Source organism: Acidovorax sp. (assembly GCF_046291265.1).
GTDB lineage: Bacteria > Pseudomonadota > Gammaproteobacteria > Burkholderiales > Burkholderiaceae_C > Acidovorax.
Genome location: NZ_JBKBTV010000007.1, coordinates 71,639 through 90,176 on the forward strand (window position 1 = coordinate 71,639; position 18,538 = coordinate 90,176).

Here is an 18,538-nt window from a genome sequence, read left to right on the forward strand (position 1 = left end):
CTTGTAAGCTTCGACTGCTACACTTTGCTACAAATTACCTAGGCCGTATGGCCCTCGCCCGTACCGGTCTCCATGTCTCCCCCGTATAGCACTCCGGACTTGCAGCGTCCGGCAGTCGCTCCCGACACGCCCCTGCAACGCACACTGCGTGAACAACAGACCCTGCTCGACAGTGCGGGCGTTGGTATTGTGTTTCTGCGCCAGCGCAGCGTGGTGCGCTGCAACCAGCGGTACGCCGAGATTTTTGGTTACCCCAGCGCTGAACGCCTGGTGGGCCTGAACACCGAAGCCTTCTACCCCAACCGCGACGCGTTCCGAGAACTGGGCCGCAGCGCCTACCCGGTGTTGGCCCAGGGGCAGTCGTTTCGCGTGGAACGCCAGCTGCGCCGCTGCGACGGCAGCTTGTTCTGGGGCAGTCTGACCGGCCGGCTCATCAACCCGCACGACACAACCGAGGGCTCCATCTGGATCCTCGACGACATCAACGAACAAAAACTTGCGCAGGCGGCCTTGAACGCCGCGGTGCGCGAAAAGCAGCTGCTGTTTGACAGCGCCATGGTCGGCATCGTGTTTTTGCGCGACCGGCACCTGACCCGCTGCAACGACCACTTCGAGCAGATGTTGGGCTACCAGCCCGGCGAGTTGATGGGCAGCTCATCGCGCCGCTGGTACGCCAGCGATGAAGTATGGGAAGAAGTCGGCCAGCGCTGCTATCCACCCCTGGCCGCAGGCATCCCTTACGAGGGCGAGGTCGAGCTGTGCCGCAAAGACGGCACGCCCGTCATCTGCGAGGTACGCAGCAAGCCCATCGACCCCGCAGCCCCTGCGCAAGGCTCCATCTGGATCACGATGGACATCACTGATCGCAAGCAGGCGCAGGCCGCGCTCGCCCGCGCCCATGAAGACCTGGAGCAGCAGGTGCAGGACCGCACCCGCGAACTGCGCGAGACCGTGGACAACCTCCACCGCGAGATCAACGACCGCAAGGCCGACCAGGAGCGCATTTACTGGCTGGCGCACTACGACGCGCTCACCGGCCTCCCCAACCGCACGCTGCTGTCCGAGCGCGCGGAGCAGGCGATTCGCGTGGCGCAAGAGGGCAACACGCCGCTGGCCTTGATCTTTCTGGACCTGGACCACTTCAAGCACGTCAACGACTCGCTGGGCCACCGCGTAGGCGATGCCCTGCTGGTGGAGATTGCCAAGCGGCTGCGCGCTGTGGTGCGCGACAAGGACACGGTGTCACGCCTGGGGGGCGACGAGTTCATCCTTCTGCTACCCGGTGCCAACGCGCATGGCGCCGCACGTGTGGCGGGCAAGCTGCAAGAGGCGTCGCGCCAGCACTACCAGATCGACCACCACGAGCTGACCATGGCCCCGTCGATGGGGATCGCCCTGTTCCCGCAGGACGGGGCGGACTTTGACACGCTGACGCAATCGGCAGACGTGGCGATGTACCGGGCCAAGCTGGATGGGCGCAACACGTTTCGCTTCTTCACCCCCGAGATGCAGGCGGAGTCGGTGCGCGCCCTGAAGCTGGAAAACGCCCTGCGCCGGGCGCTGGAGCGCGAGCAGTTTCACCTGCACTACCAACCCCAGATGAGCCTGTCCACAGGATCGGTGCACAGCGTGGAGGCCTTGCTGCGATGGCAGCACCCGCAACTGGGCGGCATATCGCCTGCCGAGTTCATCCCGATTGCGGAAGACAGCGGACAGATCCTGCAGATTGGCGAATGGGTGCTGCGCACGGCGCTGGCACAGCTCAAGGCCTGGCGTTCGAGCGGGTTCCCGCACCTGACGATGGCGGTCAACCTGTCTGCCATTCAGTTCCGCCAGCCCCAGTTGCCCGAACTGGTCAGCCGCATGCTCGCCGAGTTTGATCTGCCGCCAGACTCACTGGAACTGGAATTGACCGAAGGCGTTGCGGTGGACGACCCCCACGCAGCCGTGGCCACCATGGACCAGTTGCACGCACGGGGCGTGCGCATGTCCATGGACGACTTCGGCACCGGCTACTCGTCACTCAGCCAGCTCAAACGGTTTCAGATCTTCAAGCTCAAGATCGACCAATCCTTTGTGCGCGACCTGGGCAACGACGTCAACGACCGTGCCATCGTCAGCGCCATCATCCGCATGGCGCAAGCACTTGGCATGCGCACCACGGCAGAAGGTGTGGAGACCGAAGGCCAGCTCGCCTATCTGCGTGAACAGGGTTGCGATGAAGCGCAGGGCTACCACCTGAGCACGCCGCTGCCCCCGGCGGAGCTGGAGGTGTTCATGCGCCAGCATTTGGGCATGGTGCAGGCGGGTCGCTATAAAAATTAGAGCTGGTAGCGCTTGACTCTATTGGGCTTCAGGTACTTTTGTATTTGAAACCCAATAGCATCAAGCGCTAGCAGCTATCTTTTTGGTAGTTTGCGCGCTGTCCGCACTCAATGCCCCAGGATCTTGGACAAGAAGTCCCGGCTGCGTTCGTTCTGCGGGTGGTTGAAGAACTCGGTCGGCGTGTTCTGCTCCACGATCTGCCCCTGGTCCATGAAGATCACCCGGTCGGCCACCGCCTTGGCAAAGCCCATTTCGTGCGTGACGCAAATCATGGTGATGCCCTGGTTGGCCAGCTCGATCATCACGTCCAGCACCTCCTTGATCATCTCCGGGTCCAGCGCCGAGGTGGGCTCGTCAAACAGCATGATCTTGGGCGTGAGGCACAGGGCCCGCGCAATGGCCACGCGCTGCTGCTGCCCGCCCGACAACTGCAGCGGGTATTTGCCCGCCTGCTCAGCAATGCGCACGCGCTCCAGCTGTTGCATAGCGCGCGCCTCGGCTTCCTTCTTGGGCAGCTTGCCCACCCACATGGGTGACAAGGTGAGGTTCTCCAGCACCGTGAGGTGGGGGAACAGGTTGAACTGCTGAAACACCATGCCCACCTGCTTGCGGACGGTGTCAACGGCCTTGATGTCGTCCGACAGCTCGATGCCGTCTACCACCAAGCGGCCCTCCTGGTGCTCTTCCAACCGGTTGATACAGCGGATCAGCGTGGATTTGCCCGAGCCCGACGGCCCGCACACCACAATGCGCTCGCCCTTGGCCACCTGCAGGTCGATGTCGCGCAGCACATGAAAGTCGTTGCCGTACCACTTGTTGACTTTGTCGAAGGTAATGATGGGTTCAGACATGGCGGAATGAGGTTCGGGTGGCATTAGCGCTGTCTTCCCTTATTGGCCTGCTTTTCAACCCAGAGGCTGTAACGGGACATGGAGAAACAGAACGCGAAATAGATGAGGGCAATGAACAGGTAGCCCTCGATCTTGTAGGGCCGCCAATCGGCGTCAGAGTTCAGCGCCAGGCCCAGCGAGCCGGTCAGCTCATACAGGCTGACGATGGTGACGAGCGAGGTGTCCTTGAAGATCGCAATAAAGCTGTTCATGATGCCGGGCACCACAATGGCCAGCGCCTGCGGTAGCACGATCTTGCGCTGCGTCTGCCAGTACGACAGCCCCAGCGTGGCCGCGGCCTCCACCTGCCCCTTGGGGATGGCCTGCAGCCCGCCACGAATCACCTCGGCCAGGTAGGCCGCAGCAAACAACGTGATGCCCGCCAGCACACGGATCAGCACATCAATCGTCACCCCCTGCGGCATGAACAGCGGGAACATGAACGACGCCATGAACAGCACCGAGATCAGGGGCACGCCCCGCACCAGCTCGACATAGATGGTGCAGAAACTGCGAATGGCAGGCAGCGAAGAACGGCGGCCCAGTGCCACCATCAGCGCCAGCGGAAACGCCATCACGATGGACAGCGTGGCCAGCAAAATGGTCAGCGGCAGGCCGCCCCAGCGGTCAGTCTCTACCCGGGTCATGCCCAACACGTTCCCGTACATCAGGCCAAAAAAGCTGGCCAACACCACCGCCCACAGCAGCACCAGCCACGGGCGCCAGAAAACGCGGGTGCAGCTGGCCACCAGCATCGACACCATGAGCACCGTCGCGACCAGGGGGCGCCACTGTTCGTCAAACGGATAGCGGCCAAAGATGATGAGCCGGTATTTCTCGGCCACCACGCCCCAGCAGGCGCCCACGCCGTCTGCACGGCAGGCGTCCGAATCGGGCTGCCAGATGGCCTGGAACAAGCCCCAGTTCAGCAACTGCGGCACATACCAAAGCAACAACCCGCCAATGATGGCGGTCGAGACCGAGGTCTTCCAGTCTGCAAACAAGTTGCTGCGCAGCCAGCCAGCGAGGCCACGGTTTTGTACCGGTGCCGGGCGGGGTGCGATGGATTCAAAAGTTTTGGCAACCATGGTGTCAGCGCTCCTTGATTGCGGCGCGCGCGTTGTACCAGTTCATCAGCACAGACGTGATGAGGGACGTGCTGAGGTACACCAGCATCACGATGGAAATGCACTCGACTGCTCGCCCGGTCTGGTTGAGCGCGGTGTTGGAGATGGACACCACATCCGGGTAGCCAATGGCCACTGCCAATGACGAGTTTTTGGTGAGGTTGAGGTATTGGCTGGTCAACGGAGGAATGATGACGCGCAAGGCCTGCGGCAGCATCACCAGCCGCATTTGTTGACCGCGGTTAAGCCCCAAGGCCGCCGCGGCCTCGCCCTGCCCGCCCGAGACCGACTGAATGCCAGCGCGCACCACTTCAGCCACAAACGCTGAGGTGTAGAACGTCAGCCCCAGCAACACCGCCAGAAATTCGGGAGTGAGTGCCCCCCCGTGCTCAATGGCGAACTCGCCTTTGATCGGCATGTTCAGTTGCCCCGGTGCGCCCCCCACCAGCCAGCCCAGAAGGCCGCCCGCCAGCACCACCGCAACGGGAGTCCAGAACAGGCTGCGCACCCGGCCCGTGGCCTCAAACTGCCGCACCGCCCAACGCCGGTAGCCCCAGGCGGCTACACAACCCACAAGCAAACCCAACGCCGCTATGCCGTGGCCCGTAGCCCACACAGGGATGGGAAAGTTGAGCCCACCCTTGCTGAGGAAAAACGGGCCCACCTGCCAGGGCTCGTAGCTGGCGGGCAACGTTTCGGTCAGCAACAGGTACCAGGTCAGCAACTGCAGCAAGATCGGCACGTTGCGGAACATCTCCACATAGGCCGAGCACAACCCCCGCACCAGCGCGTTGCGCGAAAACCGCCCCACCCCAAGCGCCGTGCCCAGCAGAGTGGTCAGCACAATGCCGATGACAGCGACCCGCAGCGTGTTGACCACGCCCATCAAAAAGGCCCGCCAGTAGGGCTCGTTGGAGTCAAACGGGTACAGGCCTTCGCCAATGTCAAAACCCGCAGGCTGGGTCAGAAAGTCGAACCCGCTCTGGATGCCGCGCACCTGCATGTTGTGCATGGTGTTCTTGGCCAGAAACCAGAGCACAAGGCCAATCAGCCCCACAGCAAGCACTTGGTAGATCAGGCCCCGGAACGCCTGGCTGCGCCAGGACCAGGAACGTTTTTTGGGAGGAAGGCGGGGTGGTGGCATGCCAGCTCAATCAAGGACGATGGAACCCACACACTCCCCCGTCTCCGCGGGAGGTGCAGCCAGACGAGGCGCTCCGCCCATCTGGGGCGGGGCAGCCTCGCAATCAATCATGAAATCTGAACATCTCCCGCAGAGCCCAGGGGCCCGCGGGGGTCATCCATTGCCACAGCAGCACAGCTGCTGTGTGGTTGCGCTGTAGCGTTCTGCGGCGATCAGCGAATGGGGAAGGCGTACATCAGGCCTTCCTTGTTCCACTGATTGTTCAGGCCGCGGGGCAGAGCCAACGCCGACTTGGGGCCCACGTTGCGTTCAAAGATTTCACCGTAGTTGCCGGTGGTCTTGATAGCGCGCGCCATCCAGTCACGCTCCAGGCCCAGCAGCTTGCCCGTGTCTTCAGTGGTGCCCAAGATGCGCTGCACCACGGGGTCCGCATTGGTCTTCATCTGTTCCAGATTGGCTTGGGTGATGCCATATTCTTCGGCTTCGATCAGGCCGTAGACCACCCACTTGACGATGGCAAACCACTCGTCATCGCCACGGCGCACCATGGGGCCCAGGGGCTCTTTGGAGATGAGTTCGGGCAGGATCAAATGCTCTGCCGGGTCTTTGGCTTCCTTGTTGCGCACCGACGCCAGGCCCGACGCATCGGTGGTGTAGGCAATGCATCGGCCCGCAAAGTAGGCGCCGGTGGCAGCTTCTACCTTTTCAAACACCACGGGCTTGATGGCCAGGTTGTTGGCCTTGGAATAGTCGGTCAGATTCTTTTCAGTGGTGGTGCCGGACTGCACGCACACGGTCTGGCCCTTGAGCTGCTTGGCGCTTTTGATCTTGCTCTTGGTGGGCACCATGAAGCCTTGGCCGTCGTAGTAGGTGACCGCCGTTTGGTGCAGGCCGAGCGATGCGTCGCGCGTGAGCGAGAACGTGGTGTTGCGCGAGAGCACATCCACCTCACCCGACTGCAGGGCCGTGAAGCGCTGCTGTGCGTTCAGCGGCACATATTTGACTTTCTCCCCGTCGCCCAAAACCGCCGCAGCCACTGCGCGGCAGACATCCACATCCAGCCCCGACCACTTGCCGTTGGAGTCTGCGGCCGAGAACCCGGCCAGGCCGGTATTGACGCCACATACCACCTGACCACGGGACTTGATACCGTCCAGCGTCTTGCCGGCATGCGCGGGGGCGGCCGCAAAAGCGGCAACTGTCGCCAGACAGGCTGCTGCGATGCGGAAGGGGGATTTGTTCATAACGGGTTCTCTCCAAAAACAAGAATGGAATGCACGACCTTGAACCGCTGCCATGCGCGTTCTTGGTGCCGAACCCGGACCTTAACGACACGCCCCCCCAAGGGGCATCGGGGTTTACGCGGGTCGTTGCCAGCCCTTGGTGCGCCTTGCGCCACGCTATTTACGCGCAGTGGGCAAAGATTGGAGTTGCGGCAGCAGCCAGTTCAATCCAACAATTTTTGCAAGAACTGTGCCTGCCCCATCTGCGGGTCGAGCGCATAGGCCGCGAAACCTTCGCGCGCATAGGCGCGCAGTGCGCTGTGGTTGCCCGGCAGGACTTCCATGGTGAGCTTGCAGGCCCCACGCTCCCGCGCAATGCCCTCTACAACCTGCAGCATGCGCTGCGCAATACGGTGGCCGCGCCATGCAGGCACCACCACCACGTCGTGTACGTTGACGAGCGGTTTGCAAGCGAAGGTGGAGAAGCCTTCGAAGCAGTTGACCAAGCCCACGGGCGATGGCCGGTTCGGCGCGCCCGCATCGTCTTCTGCCCATGCCATCACGCTGAAGGCGTCCGTGCGCTGGAGCAGCGCCTGGGCAAGGCCTTTTTTAACTTCCACACGCAGAGGCTCACCGCCGCCCGCCACATCTTGCGCATAACCATCCAGCAGTTCGACCAACGCGGCTGCGTCGTGGGGATTGGCGTAGTCCACACGGCGAATGGTCACGTTGGCGTGGTCGGCGTTGAGAGGCATACAGGACTTGGACTGAGTGGTTGAAATATCGAGCCTATCCCGTCTGGGTGCTCCATGGATGCGCCGGAGGACTCGACCAGAAGCCAGAAAGCGCTGGCCCGTCAGCCCGCCCGGGCCGCGTCTGCCAACCGCTGCGCACAGGTGCTGGCCACTTGCGCGTCGCGCGCCTCCACCATCACCCGCAGCAACGGCTCGGTGCCACTGGCGCGAATCAGCACCCGGCCCGATGTGCCGAGTTCCTTTTCGACGGCTTGGGTGGTATCGGCCAACACGCGGTTGGACTTCCAATCTTGCCCCGGGGGCAGCCGCACATTCAGCAGCACCTGTGGGTACAACGTGATCTCTGCCAACAGTTGCGCCAACGTGCGGCCGCTGCGCACACAGGCTTGCAGCACCTGCAGAGCACTCACCAGGCCATCGCCCGTGGTGTGGCGGTCCAGGGCCAGCAGGTGGCCCGACCCTTCTCCGCCCAACACCCACTGGTGGCGCGCGAGTTCTTCGAGCACATAGCGGTCGCCCACCTTGGCGCGCACAAATTTCACGCCGCGCGCCTGAAGCGCCACTTCTACCGCCATGTTGGTCATCAGCGTGCCCACAACACCCGGCACGTGCTCGTCGCGCCCCATGCGGTCGGACGCCATGAGGTACAGCAGCTCATCACCGTTGTACAGGCGCCCGGCGGCATCAACCACCTGCAAACGGTCTGCATCACCATCCAGGGCAATGCCGAAATCCGCGTGGTTGGCGCGCACCGCCCGCACGAGCGCGTCGGGGTGTGTGGCACCGACTTCGTGGTTGATGTTGAGGCCGTCCGGCGCACACCCTATCGACAACACCTCGGCGCCCAGCTCATGGAACACCTTTGGCGCCACCTGGTAGGCCGCACCATGCGCAGCGTCCACCACAATCTTGAGCCCTTTCAAGGTCAGGTCGTGCGGAAAGGTGCTCTTGCAAAATTCAATGTAGCGGCCCGCCGCATCGTCCAGGCGCCGCGCTTTGCCCAGGCTGGCCGAGTCGGCCCACACAGGGGGTTCGCTCAATGCGGCCTCTACCGCAAGCTCCCACGCATCGGGCAACTTGGTGCCTTGCGCGCTGAAGAACTTGATGCCGTTGTCGGGGAAAGGGTTGTGGCTGGCGCTGATGACGACCCCCAAGCTGGCACGCTGCGCACGTGTCAGGTAGGCCACCCCCGGTGTGGGCAATGGGCCCAGCAACACCACATCGACCCCCGCAGAGTTGAAGCCAGACTCCAGCGCGCTCTCCAGCATGTAGCCCGAAATGCGCGTGTCTTTGCCAATCAGCACCGTGGGACGGTCCTCGGTGCGGCGCAAAACGCGGCCGACGGCATGGGCCAGTCGCAAAACAAAATCTGGCGTGATGGGCGGCTGCCCCACCGTGCCGCGAATGCCATCGGTTCCAAAATACTGACGTGTCATGTTGTAGCGCCTCCTCGTGTCATTTTCGTTGTTTGTTGCGGGTCACCGGAGGGTGCCGTCGATGCATGGGGGTCAAAACGTCAGATCAATTGTCAAGAATTCCAAACAGCAAACATTCGGTCGGTCAGTGGGTCAGTGGGTCAGTGAGTCGGTCCATCCGCACGCTGCATGGCCATCCACACGGCCAGAGCCGCCACCGTCTCGCGCACATCGTGCACCCGCACGATGGAAGCACCGCGCTCCACGGCAAGCACAGCCGCCGCCACGCTGGGCACCATGCGATGGTCAACATCAAGCCCCGTCACGGCACCCAGAGAAGACTTGCGAGACCACCCAGCCAGCAAAGGGTAGCCGACAGACTTCAGCGCAGCCTGCTTGGCCAATAGCTCAAAGTTCTGCTCGACTGTTTTGCCAAACCCAATGCCCGGGTCCAGAACAATTCGAGCCTTTTCGACCCCTAGCGCTTGCAGTTCAAGCGCTGATAGCTCTAAAAAAGATAGCACTTCAGTGACTACATCTCCCGCCATAGGCGCCACTTGCATGGTCTGAGGATCTCGGTGCATGTGCATCAGGCACACCCCACACCGCGGATGCGCCGCAACGACCGCCGCGGCCCCTGGCTGACGCAGCGCCCAGATGTCATTGACGATGTCTGCACCCAGGTCCAGGACAGCTTGCATGACCTCGGGCTTGTAGGTATCTACTGAAATGGGCACACCCAGCGTGACGGCGTCGCGGACCAAGGGGACCACACGCGCCAGCTCGTTTTCGAGCGACACCGCCGGACTTCCAGGGCGGGTGGATTCACCGCCAATGTCCAGAATGTCGGCACCTTCCTTCAGCAGTTGTTCGCAATGGCGTAGAGCGCCCATCGAAGAGCCATGGCGTCCGCCGTCCGAAAACGAATCCGGCGTGACATTGACGATGCCCATGACTCTGGGGCGCGTCAGGTCAATGGAAAAACGAGCGGTCTGCCAGATCATGAATGCAATGAAAGGTGCCAAAAGCTCCAGTAAAGAGCATGGGAGCAGAGAAAAAGACAACGACCAGTGGCCATCGACCAGCCGACTAACTAACCGATCACCAACCACACACGCCCATGAAAAACGGGGCACAAGGCCCCGCTGGAACGGCTTTTACCCTGTCGGCCTTCAAGCAGCCGTGGGTGCGGGGTCCGTTGCCACCGCAGGCGTACCGCCGCTGGAGTTGTCACCGCCCGAGGAGGGGGGCGTGCGCGGTGTCCAGTCCTTGGGAGGACGGGGCTCCTTGCCGGCCATGATGTCATCCAGCTGCTCTGTATCGATGGTTTCCCATTCAAGCAGGGCTTTCGCCATGGCGTGCATCTTGTCGCTGTTCTGTTCGATCAGGCCACGAGCCAGGTTGTACTGCTCGTCGATGATGCGGCGAACTTCCATGTCCACCTTTTCCATGGTCTGCTCGCTCATGGTGGTGGTTTTGGTCACCGAGCGGCCCAGGAAGACTTCGCCTTCGTTTTCTGCATAGACCATGGGGCCCAGGGCGTCCGTCATGCCGTAGCGGGTGACCATGTCACGCGCAATGTGCGTTGCCCGTTCGAAGTCGTTGCTGGCACCGGTGGTCATCTGGTTCATGAACACTTCTTCGGCAATGCGACCACCAAACAGCATGCTGATCTGGTTGAGCATGTATTCGCGGTCATAGCTGTAGCGGTCCTGCGCGGGCAGGCTCATCGTCACGCCCAGGGCACGGCCGCGGGGAATGATGGTGACCTTGTGCACAGGGTCGCACTTGGGCAACAGCTTGCCGATGAGCGCGTGGCCGGACTCGTGGTACGCCGTGTTGCGGCGCTCTTCCTCAGGCATGACCATGCTCTTGCGTTCGGGGCCCATCAGGATCTTGTCCTTGGCCTTTTCGAAGTCTTGCATCTCCACGGTGCGCGCATTGCGGCGGGCAGCCATCAGGGCAGCTTCGTTGCAAAGGTTAGCCAAATCGGCACCGCTCATGCCGGGCGTACCCCGGGCAATGATGTTGGGTGCGACGTCCTGACCCACCGGGATCTTGCGCATGTGCACGTTCAGGATCTGTTCGCGACCACGAATGTCAGGCAGCGTCACGTACACCTGGCGGTCAAAACGGCCAGGGCGCAGCAGAGCGGCATCAAGAATGTCGGGGCGATTGGTAGCAGCCACCACGATCACACCCAGGTTGGTCTCAAAACCGTCCATCTCGACCAGCATCTGGTTCAGGGTCTGCTCGCGCTCGTCATTGCCACCACCGAGGCCTGCGCCACGCTGACGGCCTACAGCGTCAATTTCGTCGATAAAGATGATGCAGGGTGCGTTCTTCTTGGCGTTGTCGAACATGTCGCGTACACGGGCCGCGCCCACGCCGACGAACATTTCCACAAAGTCTGAGCCAGAGATACTGAAGAACGGTACCTTGGCTTCGCCCGCAATGGACTTGGCCAGCAAGGTCTTGCCAGTGCCGGGAGGGCCAACAAGCAGCAAACCCCGAGGAATGCGACCACCAAGCTTCTGGAATTTCTGGGGGTCTTTCAGGAAGTCCACGACTTCCTTCACTTCTTCTTTTGCCTCGTCACAGCCTGCCACATCGGCAAACGTCACCTGGTTGGTGTTTTCATCCAGCATGCGCGCCTTGCTTTTGCCGAAGCTGAAGGCACCGCCCTTGCCTCCGCCCTGCATCTGGCGCATGAAGTACACCCATACGCCAATCAGCAGCAGCATCGGGCCCCAGCTGACCAGCAAGGTCATGAGCAGGGAGCCTTCTTCGCGGGGCTTGACGTCAAACTTGACGTTGTTGTTGATCAGATCGCCCACAAGGCCACGGTCCAGGTAGGTAGCGGTCGTACGGATCTTGCGGTCGTCGTTAGTGACAGCCACGATCTCGGTGCCGCCCTGGCCTTCCTGGATGGTTGCGCTCTTGATGCGGTTGCTGCGGACTTCCTCCAGGAATTCCGAGTAGCCGACGTGGCCTGCGCTGGCTCCGGCACGGGTGTCAAACTGTTTGAACACCGTGAACAGCACCATGGCAATGACCAGCCACACGGCAATTTTTGAAAACCACTGATTGTTCAAGCGGGGCTCCAGTTGCGGAAAACAGAAAACGGACACACTGCCGTCATGGCACGCATGTGCGGCCCATTTTAGGTCTTTCAAGCCATGGGGCTACCCCTATTCCCCCTATCGGCCATGGAATCAACACGGACTTTGCCGCCGTATTTCACGGAATCTTGACCATTAGCAAGCCTATTGCGGCTGTTTTTTGAGCCCCATGCCCACCAAAAAAGTCTCCGAAGATTTGTCGCGCGAGGCCTTGGGCTTCACGGGTTTCACCACTTTGAAGGTCTGCTTGAAAAGCGTCACCAGATCGGAGTACCCGCTACCGTGGAAGAGTTTGACGACAAGGGCACCATCCGGTTTCAAATGGTTGCAAGCAAATTCAACCGCCAACTCGACCAGATGGGCAATCCGCGCAGCATCGGCCGATTCAATACCGGACAAGTTGGGCGCCATGTCCGACACAACGACATCCACCCCCTTGCTGCCGAGCGCCGCCTCCAAACGCTCCAGAACCTCCGCCTCACGAAAGTCACCATGGAGGTACGTGACGCCCTCAATGGGCTCCATGGGAATCATGTCCAAGGCGATGATGGTTCCATTGAGCTGACCCGCCGCAGCACCTGCTGGTGACATGCGCCTGCGCAGGTATTGACTCCAGGCGCCTGGGGTAGACCCTAAATCCACCACGGTGTAGCCGGGTTTGATGAGTCCCAGCTGTTCGTCGATTTCCTTGAGCTTGTAGGCCGCACGGGCTCGAAAACCCTCTTTTTGGGCCAACTTGACATAGGTGTCGTTGACGTGGTCGTTCAGCCACGCTTTGTTGACCTTCTTGCTTTGGGTTTTGACTTTCATTAATTCTTTCTTCCTGCCTCGATAATACGGCCCATGCCCCAAATTCAACTGACTCCCGCAGAGCGCCGGGAACAACGCGCCAACGCCCATCATCTCGACCCCGTGGTCATGGTCGGCGGCGATGGACTGACTCCCGCCGTCCAAAAGGAAATCGACGCTGCCTTGAACGCCCACGGATTGATCAAGGTGCGCGTATTCAATGATGATCGTGCCGCCCGTGAGCTGATGTACCAGCAGCTCACCTCGGAACTCAGCGCTGCACCTATCCAACATATCGGCAAACTGCTGGTGCTGTGGCGCCCCCAGCCGATCAAGGAACGCACCGTGGACGAAGACCGCATGCCAGGCCCGCGCGACGTCAAGGTGCTCAAATACAGCAAGCGCGCCGGCCAGCGCCCCGAGGTCAAACAGCTGCGCGTGCTCGGTAACCAGCGCCTGACGCCCGGCGGCCAAGTCAAGCGGGCCAAGAAGCCCAAGCTCAAGTCCATCAAGAAGCGCCAGGCGGACTGATGGCTCCAGCGGCAGCCCCCGCCAGCACGGCCCGCACTCGCCACATCCTGTGCATGAAGTGGGGCACAAAGTACGGCCCCGAGTATGTCAACCGGCTCTACGCCATGGTACGCCGGCATCTGACTGGCGATTTCCATTTTGTCTGCCTGACTGATGACAGCACGGGTATCCGTAGCGAAGTGAGCTGCCTGCCCATTCCTGCCCTTGATCTTCCGCCCGGCATCCCCGAGCGCGGCTGGACCAAGCTGGCAACTTTCAGCGCCGACCTGCACGGTCTGACTGGCACGGCCTTGTTTTTGGATGTCGACGTAGTCATCACCGGCAGCTTGGATGGATTTTTTACTGAGCCCGGTGAGTTCCTGATCATCCACGACTACAAGCGACCATGGCGCGTCACCGGAAACTCATCGGTTTATCGGTTTGAGTTGGGTGCCCATCCCGACGTACTGGAGCACTTTCGGGGCAATTTCGCCGAAATCCGCGCACAGTTTCGCAATGAGCAAGCCTACCTGTCCGACTTTTTGCACAAGCAAGGCAAACTGCAGTACTGGCCTGAAACCTGGTGCCCAAGCTTCAAATACCACGGGATACCGCGCTGGCCCACCAACTATTGGCGGCGGCCGTTTGTGCCCGTGGATGCCCGTATCGTGATTTTCCACGGGGAATGCAATCCACCAGATGCCTTGGCCGGACGCCGCAATCGCCGCTTTCGCTACATCCGACCGGCGACATGGGTCGCAGAGCATTGGCACGAATAGAGCGGCGCAGAACAGCAGCACCGCCACAAAACGCGCCTGGCCCCATATGTCCCTTGTAGCCCCATCAATTGGCTGGCTCGGATTCAGTTTCGAATTCGACGCTTTGCGATGGATCGTGGTGCAGCGTGCGCCAGAGAACCGCCAGCGCACAGCACCACTGCAGCCCATACATCACGGTACCAACGCTGTGCCACAAGCGCAGGTCTTGCCTCGCCACGATGCGCGGTGCCACGCCAAACTGGGTAAGCAATGCCAACAGCAACCCACCCAGTATAAAAACCATAGCAGCCTGCGCCCACGGGTCCTGCGCTAGAGCGTATTTTGGCTTGGAAATCAACAAAAGCCCAAGACAACACGCCGCGGCCACCCAGGTTTGCGCAGCAAACAGTTTGGCCGCCATGAAACCTGCCAAGGCGGGCGAAGGCAGGTGGGCGAACAGAAGAGGCACCACCAAAAAACCGGTGGTGGTCAAGCTACCCCACCAAAGGGCAGCAATCAAGGCTGGCAGACGGTGGCGCATGCCCGGCTCGTGGTTCAAAGGTAGCTGACCGCCACGACTTCGTAGCGGCGGACGCCGCCAGGGGCTTGCACCTCAGCGGTGTCACCTTCTTCCTTGCCGATCAAGGCGCGGGCGATGGGGCTGGAAATATTGATAAGGCCCTGCTTCAGGTCCGCCTCATCCTCGCCCACGATCTGGTACGTCACGGTTTCGCCGGATTTGGCATCTTCCAATTCAACCGTCGCGCCAAAAACGACTTTGCCACCACCGTCCACGCCGCTTGGGTCAATCACCTGCGCCACAGACAGCTTGCCCTCAATCTCCTGAATACGCCCTTCAATAAAACCCTGGCGATCTTTAGCCGCGTCGTAGTCGGCGTTCTCACTCAGATCGCCCTGTGCGCGCGCTTCGGCAATTGCCGTGATGACAGCAGGACGCTCCACGGTCTTGAGACGGTGAAGCTCTTCCTTGAGTTTTTCAGCGCCGCGCTTGGTAATGGGAATGGTGGCCATGGTTATCAGTCTCCATAAATCAGGACAGCAGCAGCGCCAAAGTGCTGCCACCGTTGGGTCCACCTGCATGGCTTACTGCCAGCAAGGTATTCACGACCCTACAAAAGGAAACCGCCGCGCGTTGCCGCGCGGCGGTGTCTGTTCAAGCGAAGATTATGCCGCCTTTACCGGTGCTTACGCCACCAGTTGGGCATGCAGCTCCTGCACCGAGTACACGTCCAGGTTGTCGAGGTACTTCATGCCTTCCACGGCCGCTTCGGCGCCGAAGATGGTGGTGAAGGTGGTCACCCGGGCCAGCAGCGACGAGGTGCGGATGGCGCGTGAATCGGCGATCGCGTTGCGGCGCTCTTCCACGGTGTTGATGACCATCACGATCTCGTTGTTCTTGATCATGTCCACGATGTGCGGGCGGCCTTCGGTCACCTTGTTGACCACCTTGACCGGCACGCTGGCCGCTTCGATGGCCGCTGCCGTGCCCTTGGTGGCCACGAGCTCGAAGCCCAGGGCCACGAGCTGGCGTGCGATGTCGACGGCGCGCGGCTTGTCGGCGTTCTTCACGGTGAGGAACACCTTGCCCGAGGTGGGCAGCTTGGTGCCCGCGCCGAGCTGGCTCTTCACAAAGGCTTCGCCGAAGGTCTTGCCCACGCCCATGACTTCGCCGGTGGACTTCATCTCGGGGCCGAGGATGGTGTCCACGCCGGGGAACTTCACGAAGGGGAACACGGCCTCCTTCACGCTGAAGTACGGCGGCGTCACTTCCTTGGTGATGCCCTGCGAGGCCAGCGTCTGGCCGGCCATGCAGCGTGCCGCCACCTTGGCCAGTTGGATGCCCGTGGCCTTGCTCACGAAGGGCACCGTGCGCGAGGCGCGGGGGTTCACTTCGAGCACGTAGATCACGTCCTTGCCATCGACTTCCTGGATGGCGAACTGCACGTTCATCAGGCCCACCACGCTCAGGCCGTCGGCCATGGCGGCGGTCTGGCGCTTGATCTCGTCGATGGTGGGCTGCGACAGGTAGTACGGGGGCAGCGAGCAGGCGGAGTCACCGCTGTGCACGCCGGCCTGTTCGATGTGCTCCATCACGCCACCGATGAAGGTGACGCCCGCGGAGTCGCGCACGCAGTCCACGTCGCACTCGATGGCGTTGCTCAGGAAGCGGTCCAGCAGCACAGGCGAGTCGTTGCTCACCTTGACGGCTTCGCGCATGTAGCGCTCCAGGTCACGCTGCTCGTGCACGATTTCCATCGCGCGGCCGCCCAGCACGTAACTGGGGCGCACCACCAGCGGGTAGCCCAGGGCGGCGGCCTTTTCCAGGGCCTCGGGCTCGGTACGCGCCGTGGCGTTGGGCGGCTGGCGCAGGCCCAGCTCACCCAGCAGCTTCTGGAAGCGCTCGCGGTCTTCGGCCGCATCGATCATGTCGGGGCTGGTACCGATGATGGGCACGCCTTCGGCTTCGAGGCCCAGGGCCAGCTTCAAGGGCGTCTGGCCGCCGTACTGCACGATCACGCCGACCGGCTTTTCCTTGTCCACGATTTCGAGCACGTCCTCGAGCGTCACGGGCTCGAAGTAAAGGCGGTCGGAGGTGTCGTAGTCGGTGGAGACGGTCTCGGGATTGCAGTTGACCATGATGGTCTCGTAGCCGTCCTCGCGCATCGCCAGCGCCGCGTGCACGCAGCAGTAGTCGAACTCGATGCCCTGGCCGATGCGGTTGGGGCCACCGCCGAGCACCATGATCTTCTTGTTGCTGGTCGGCTCTGCCTCGCATTCGGCGACGCCCCCATAGGTGGCAGCTTCGTAGGTGGAATACAGGTACGCCGTGTCGGTAGCGAACTCGGCCGCGCAGGTGTCCACGCGCTTGTACACGGGACGCACCTTGAGTGCGCGGCGCGCTTCGCGCACAGCCTTTTCCGTGGTCTTGAGCAGCTTGGCCAAGCGGCGGTCGGAGAAGCCCTTTTGCTTGAGCGTGAGCAAGGTGCCAGCATCGAGCGCCGCCAGGGCGCCCTCGCCCTTTTCAGCGGCCAGCTTGTCGATGTCGAGTTCGATCTTCACGATCTGCTCGATCTGCACCAGGAACCAGCGGTCGATCTTGGTCAGCTCGAACACTTCGTCCACCGACAGGCCCATCGCAAAGGCATCGCCCACGTACCAGATGCGCTCGGGGCCGGGCTCGCCCAGTTCCTTTTCGAGCACTTCACGGTCCTGGGTCTTCTCGTTCATGCCGTCCACGCCCACTTCCAGGCCGCGCAGGGCTTTCTGGAAGGATTCCTGGAAGGTGCGGCCCATGGCCATCACTTCACCCACGGACTTCATCTGCGTGGTCAGGCGGCTGTCGGCGGTCGGGAACTTCTCGAACGCGAAACGCGGGATCTTGGTGACCACGTAGTCGATGGACGGTTCGAACGAGGCCGGTGTGACGCCGCCCGTGATCTCGTTGCGCAGCTCGTCGAGCGTGTAGCCCACGGCCAGCTTGGCAGCGACCTTGGCGATGGGGAAACCCGTGGCCTTGGAGGCCAGCGCCGAGGAGCGCGAAACGCGCGGGTTCATCTCGATCACGACCATGCGGCCGTCCTGGGGGTTGATCGAGAACTGCACGTTGGAGCCGCCCGTGTCCACCCCGATCTCGCGCAGCACCGCCAGCGAGGCGTTGCGCATGATCTGGTATTCCTTGTCGGTCAGCGTCTGCGCGGGCGCCACGGTGATCGAGTCGCCGGTGTGCACGCCCATCGGGTCCAGGTTCTCGATGGAGCAGATGATGATGCAGTTGTCCGCCTTGTCGCGCACCACTTCCATCTCGTACTCCTTCCAGCCGAGCAGCGACTCTTCGATCAGTAGCTCGTTGGTGGGCGAGGCTTCCAGGCCGCGCTTGCAGATGGTCTCGAACTCTTCGGGGTTGTAGGCGATGCCGCCGCCCGTGCCGCCCAGCGTGAAGCTGGGGCGGATCACGGTGGGAAAGCCCACCTGCTTTTGCACGCCCCAGGCCTCTTCCATGCTGTGGGCGATGCCCGAGCGCGCCGAGCCCAGGCCGATCTTGGTCATCGCGTCCTTGAACTTCAGGCGGTCTTCGGCCTTGTCGATGGCCTCGGGCGTGGCGCCGATGAGCTCGACCTTGTACTTGTCGAGCACGCCGTGGTGCCACAGGTCCAGGGCGCAGTTGAGCGCCGTCTGGCCACCCATGGTCGGCAGGATGGCGTCGGGGCGCTCTTTGGCGATGATCTTCTCGACCGTCTGCCAGGTGATGGGCTCGATGTAGGTCACGTCGGCCGTGGCCGGGTCGGTCATGATCGTCGCGGGGTTGCTGTTGATCAGGATGACCTTGTAGCCCTCTTCGCGCAGGGCCTTGCAGGCCTGTACGCCGGAGTAGTCGAACTCGCAGGCCTGGCCGATGATGATCGGGCCAGCGCCAATGATGAGGATGCTTTTGATGTCTGTACGTTTTGGCATGTTGCGT

Annotated in this window: 15 protein-coding genes; 3 read left to right on the plus strand and 12 right to left on the minus strand. The window is 61.9% G+C overall.

All coding sequences use genetic code 11. From position 1 onward, the window contains the following. Positions 1-72 precede the first annotated feature (72 nt). Positions 73-2,325, plus strand: coding sequence for an EAL domain-containing protein (locus ACK41V_RS04640; protein ID WP_409778485.1), 2,253 nt, complete (start codon positions 73-75; stop codon positions 2,323-2,325). A gap of 107 nt (positions 2,326-2,432) precedes the next feature. On the opposite strand, the gene ACK41V_RS04645 is transcribed toward ACK41V_RS04640, so the two are convergent. The 9 genes from ACK41V_RS04645 to ACK41V_RS04685 all read right to left on the minus strand — a co-directional run bounded on the left by ACK41V_RS04645 (position 2,433) and on the right by ACK41V_RS04685 (position 12,811). Then, the gene (locus ACK41V_RS04645; RefSeq protein WP_409778488.1) at positions 2,433-3,176 is read right to left on the minus strand and encodes an amino acid ABC transporter ATP-binding protein; all 744 of its coding nucleotides are present in this window, start codon (positions 3,174-3,176) and stop codon (positions 2,433-2,435) included. Between the two features lie 23 nt (positions 3,177-3,199). Next, positions 3,200-4,303, minus strand: coding sequence for an amino acid ABC transporter permease (locus ACK41V_RS04650; protein WP_409778491.1), 1,104 nt, complete (start codon positions 4,301-4,303; stop codon positions 3,200-3,202). A 4-nt stretch (positions 4,304-4,307) separates the two neighbouring features. Then, the gene (locus tag ACK41V_RS04655) at positions 4,308-5,486 is read right to left on the minus strand and encodes an amino acid ABC transporter permease (protein ID WP_409778495.1); all 1,179 of its coding nucleotides are present in this window, start codon (positions 5,484-5,486) and stop codon (positions 4,308-4,310) included. Between the two features lie 212 nt (positions 5,487-5,698). After that, entirely contained in the window at positions 5,699-6,730 is a 1,032-nt protein-coding gene (locus ACK41V_RS04660; protein ID WP_409778498.1) for an amino acid ABC transporter substrate-binding protein, read from the minus strand. Between the two features lie 203 nt (positions 6,731-6,933). Beyond that, on the minus strand, positions 6,934-7,464 hold the full coding sequence (locus ACK41V_RS04665; protein ID WP_409778501.1) for a GNAT family N-acetyltransferase: 531 nt from the start codon (positions 7,462-7,464) through the stop codon (positions 6,934-6,936). Between the two features lie 101 nt (positions 7,465-7,565). Then, positions 7,566-8,900 carry a phosphoglucosamine mutase gene (gene glmM, locus ACK41V_RS04670; RefSeq protein ID WP_409778504.1) on the minus strand — a complete coding sequence of 445 codons (1,335 nt, stop codon included), beginning with the start codon at positions 8,898-8,900 and terminating at the stop codon, positions 7,566-7,568. A 140-nt stretch (positions 8,901-9,040) separates the two neighbouring features. Beyond that, the gene (gene folP, locus ACK41V_RS04675) at positions 9,041-9,883 is read right to left on the minus strand and encodes a dihydropteroate synthase (RefSeq protein WP_409778507.1); all 843 of its coding nucleotides are present in this window, start codon (positions 9,881-9,883) and stop codon (positions 9,041-9,043) included. A 168-nt stretch (positions 9,884-10,051) separates the two neighbouring features. Beyond that, on the minus strand, positions 10,052-11,974 hold the full coding sequence (ftsH, locus tag ACK41V_RS04680) for an ATP-dependent zinc metalloprotease FtsH (RefSeq protein ID WP_409778510.1): 1,923 nt from the start codon (positions 11,972-11,974) through the stop codon (positions 10,052-10,054). 171 nt (positions 11,975-12,145) lie between these two features. Further along, entirely contained in the window at positions 12,146-12,811 is a 666-nt protein-coding gene (locus ACK41V_RS04685; RefSeq protein ID WP_409778512.1) for an RlmE family RNA methyltransferase, read from the minus strand. Positions 12,812-12,844: 33 nt separating this feature from the next. Here ACK41V_RS04685 and ACK41V_RS04690 point away from each other — a divergent pair, with 33 nt between their 5' ends. Beyond that, positions 12,845-13,321, plus strand: a complete 477-nt coding sequence (locus tag ACK41V_RS04690) for a YhbY family RNA-binding protein (protein WP_409778515.1) — start codon at positions 12,845-12,847, stop codon at positions 13,319-13,321. Continuing rightward, a complete protein-coding gene (locus ACK41V_RS04695; protein WP_409778518.1) occupies positions 13,321-14,079 on the plus strand; it encodes a glycosyltransferase in 759 nt (252 codons plus the stop codon). Before ACK41V_RS04690 ends, ACK41V_RS04695 begins: the two co-directional genes overlap by 1 nt. 64 nt (positions 14,080-14,143) lie before the next feature. Here the strand turns inward: ACK41V_RS04695 and ACK41V_RS04700 are convergent, their stop codons facing one another. From ACK41V_RS04700 to carB, 3 genes are all read right to left on the minus strand, one after another. Further along, a complete protein-coding gene (locus ACK41V_RS04700; RefSeq protein WP_409778521.1) occupies positions 14,144-14,599 on the minus strand; it encodes a DUF4149 domain-containing protein in 456 nt (151 codons plus the stop codon). A 14-nt stretch (positions 14,600-14,613) separates the two neighbouring features. Next, positions 14,614-15,090: a transcription elongation factor GreA gene (gene greA, locus ACK41V_RS04705; protein ID WP_409778524.1), complete on the minus strand. Its 477-nt coding sequence runs from the start codon at positions 15,088-15,090 to the stop codon at positions 14,614-14,616. Positions 15,091-15,264: 174 nt separating this feature from the next. Further along, positions 15,265-18,531: a carbamoyl-phosphate synthase large subunit gene (gene carB / locus ACK41V_RS04710; RefSeq protein ID WP_409778527.1), complete on the minus strand. Its 3,267-nt coding sequence runs from the start codon at positions 18,529-18,531 to the stop codon at positions 15,265-15,267. Positions 18,532-18,538: the final 7 nt, after the last annotated feature.

Bases quoted from the DNA above. Each gene is read 5' to 3' on its own strand.
- glmM (WP_409778504.1), bottom strand. From the start codon at position 8,900: ATGACACGTCAGTATTTTGGAACCGATGGCATTCGCGGCACGGTGGGG.
- carB (WP_409778527.1), bottom strand. From the start codon at position 18,531: ATGCCAAAACGTACAGACATCAAAAGCATCCTCATCATTGGCGCTGGC.
- ACK41V_RS04690 (WP_409778515.1), top strand. From the start codon at position 12,845: ATGCCCCAAATTCAACTGACTCCCGCAGAGCGCCGGGAACAACGCGCC.
- ACK41V_RS04665 (WP_409778501.1), bottom strand. From the start codon at position 7,464: ATGCCTCTCAACGCCGACCACGCCAACGTGACCATTCGCCGTGTGGAC.
- ACK41V_RS04695 (WP_409778518.1), top strand. From the start codon at position 13,321: ATGGCTCCAGCGGCAGCCCCCGCCAGCACGGCCCGCACTCGCCACATC.
- ACK41V_RS04645 (WP_409778488.1), bottom strand. From the start codon at position 3,176: ATGTCTGAACCCATCATTACCTTCGACAAAGTCAACAAGTGGTACGGC.
- ACK41V_RS04640 (WP_409778485.1), top strand. From the start codon at position 73: ATGTCTCCCCCGTATAGCACTCCGGACTTGCAGCGTCCGGCAGTCGCT.
- ACK41V_RS04655 (WP_409778495.1), bottom strand. From the start codon at position 5,486: ATGCCACCACCCCGCCTTCCTCCCAAAAAACGTTCCTGGTCCTGGCGC.
- folP (WP_409778507.1), bottom strand. From the start codon at position 9,883: ATGATCTGGCAGACCGCTCGTTTTTCCATTGACCTGACGCGCCCCAGA.
- greA (WP_409778524.1), bottom strand. From the start codon at position 15,090: ATGGCCACCATTCCCATTACCAAGCGCGGCGCTGAAAAACTCAAGGAA.
- ACK41V_RS04685 (WP_409778512.1), bottom strand. From the start codon at position 12,811: ATGAAAGTCAAAACCCAAAGCAAGAAGGTCAACAAAGCGTGGCTGAAC.
- ACK41V_RS04660 (WP_409778498.1), bottom strand. From the start codon at position 6,730: ATGAACAAATCCCCCTTCCGCATCGCAGCAGCCTGTCTGGCGACAGTT.
- ACK41V_RS04700 (WP_409778521.1), bottom strand. From the start codon at position 14,599: ATGCGCCACCGTCTGCCAGCCTTGATTGCTGCCCTTTGGTGGGGTAGC.
- ACK41V_RS04650 (WP_409778491.1), bottom strand. From the start codon at position 4,303: ATGGTTGCCAAAACTTTTGAATCCATCGCACCCCGCCCGGCACCGGTA.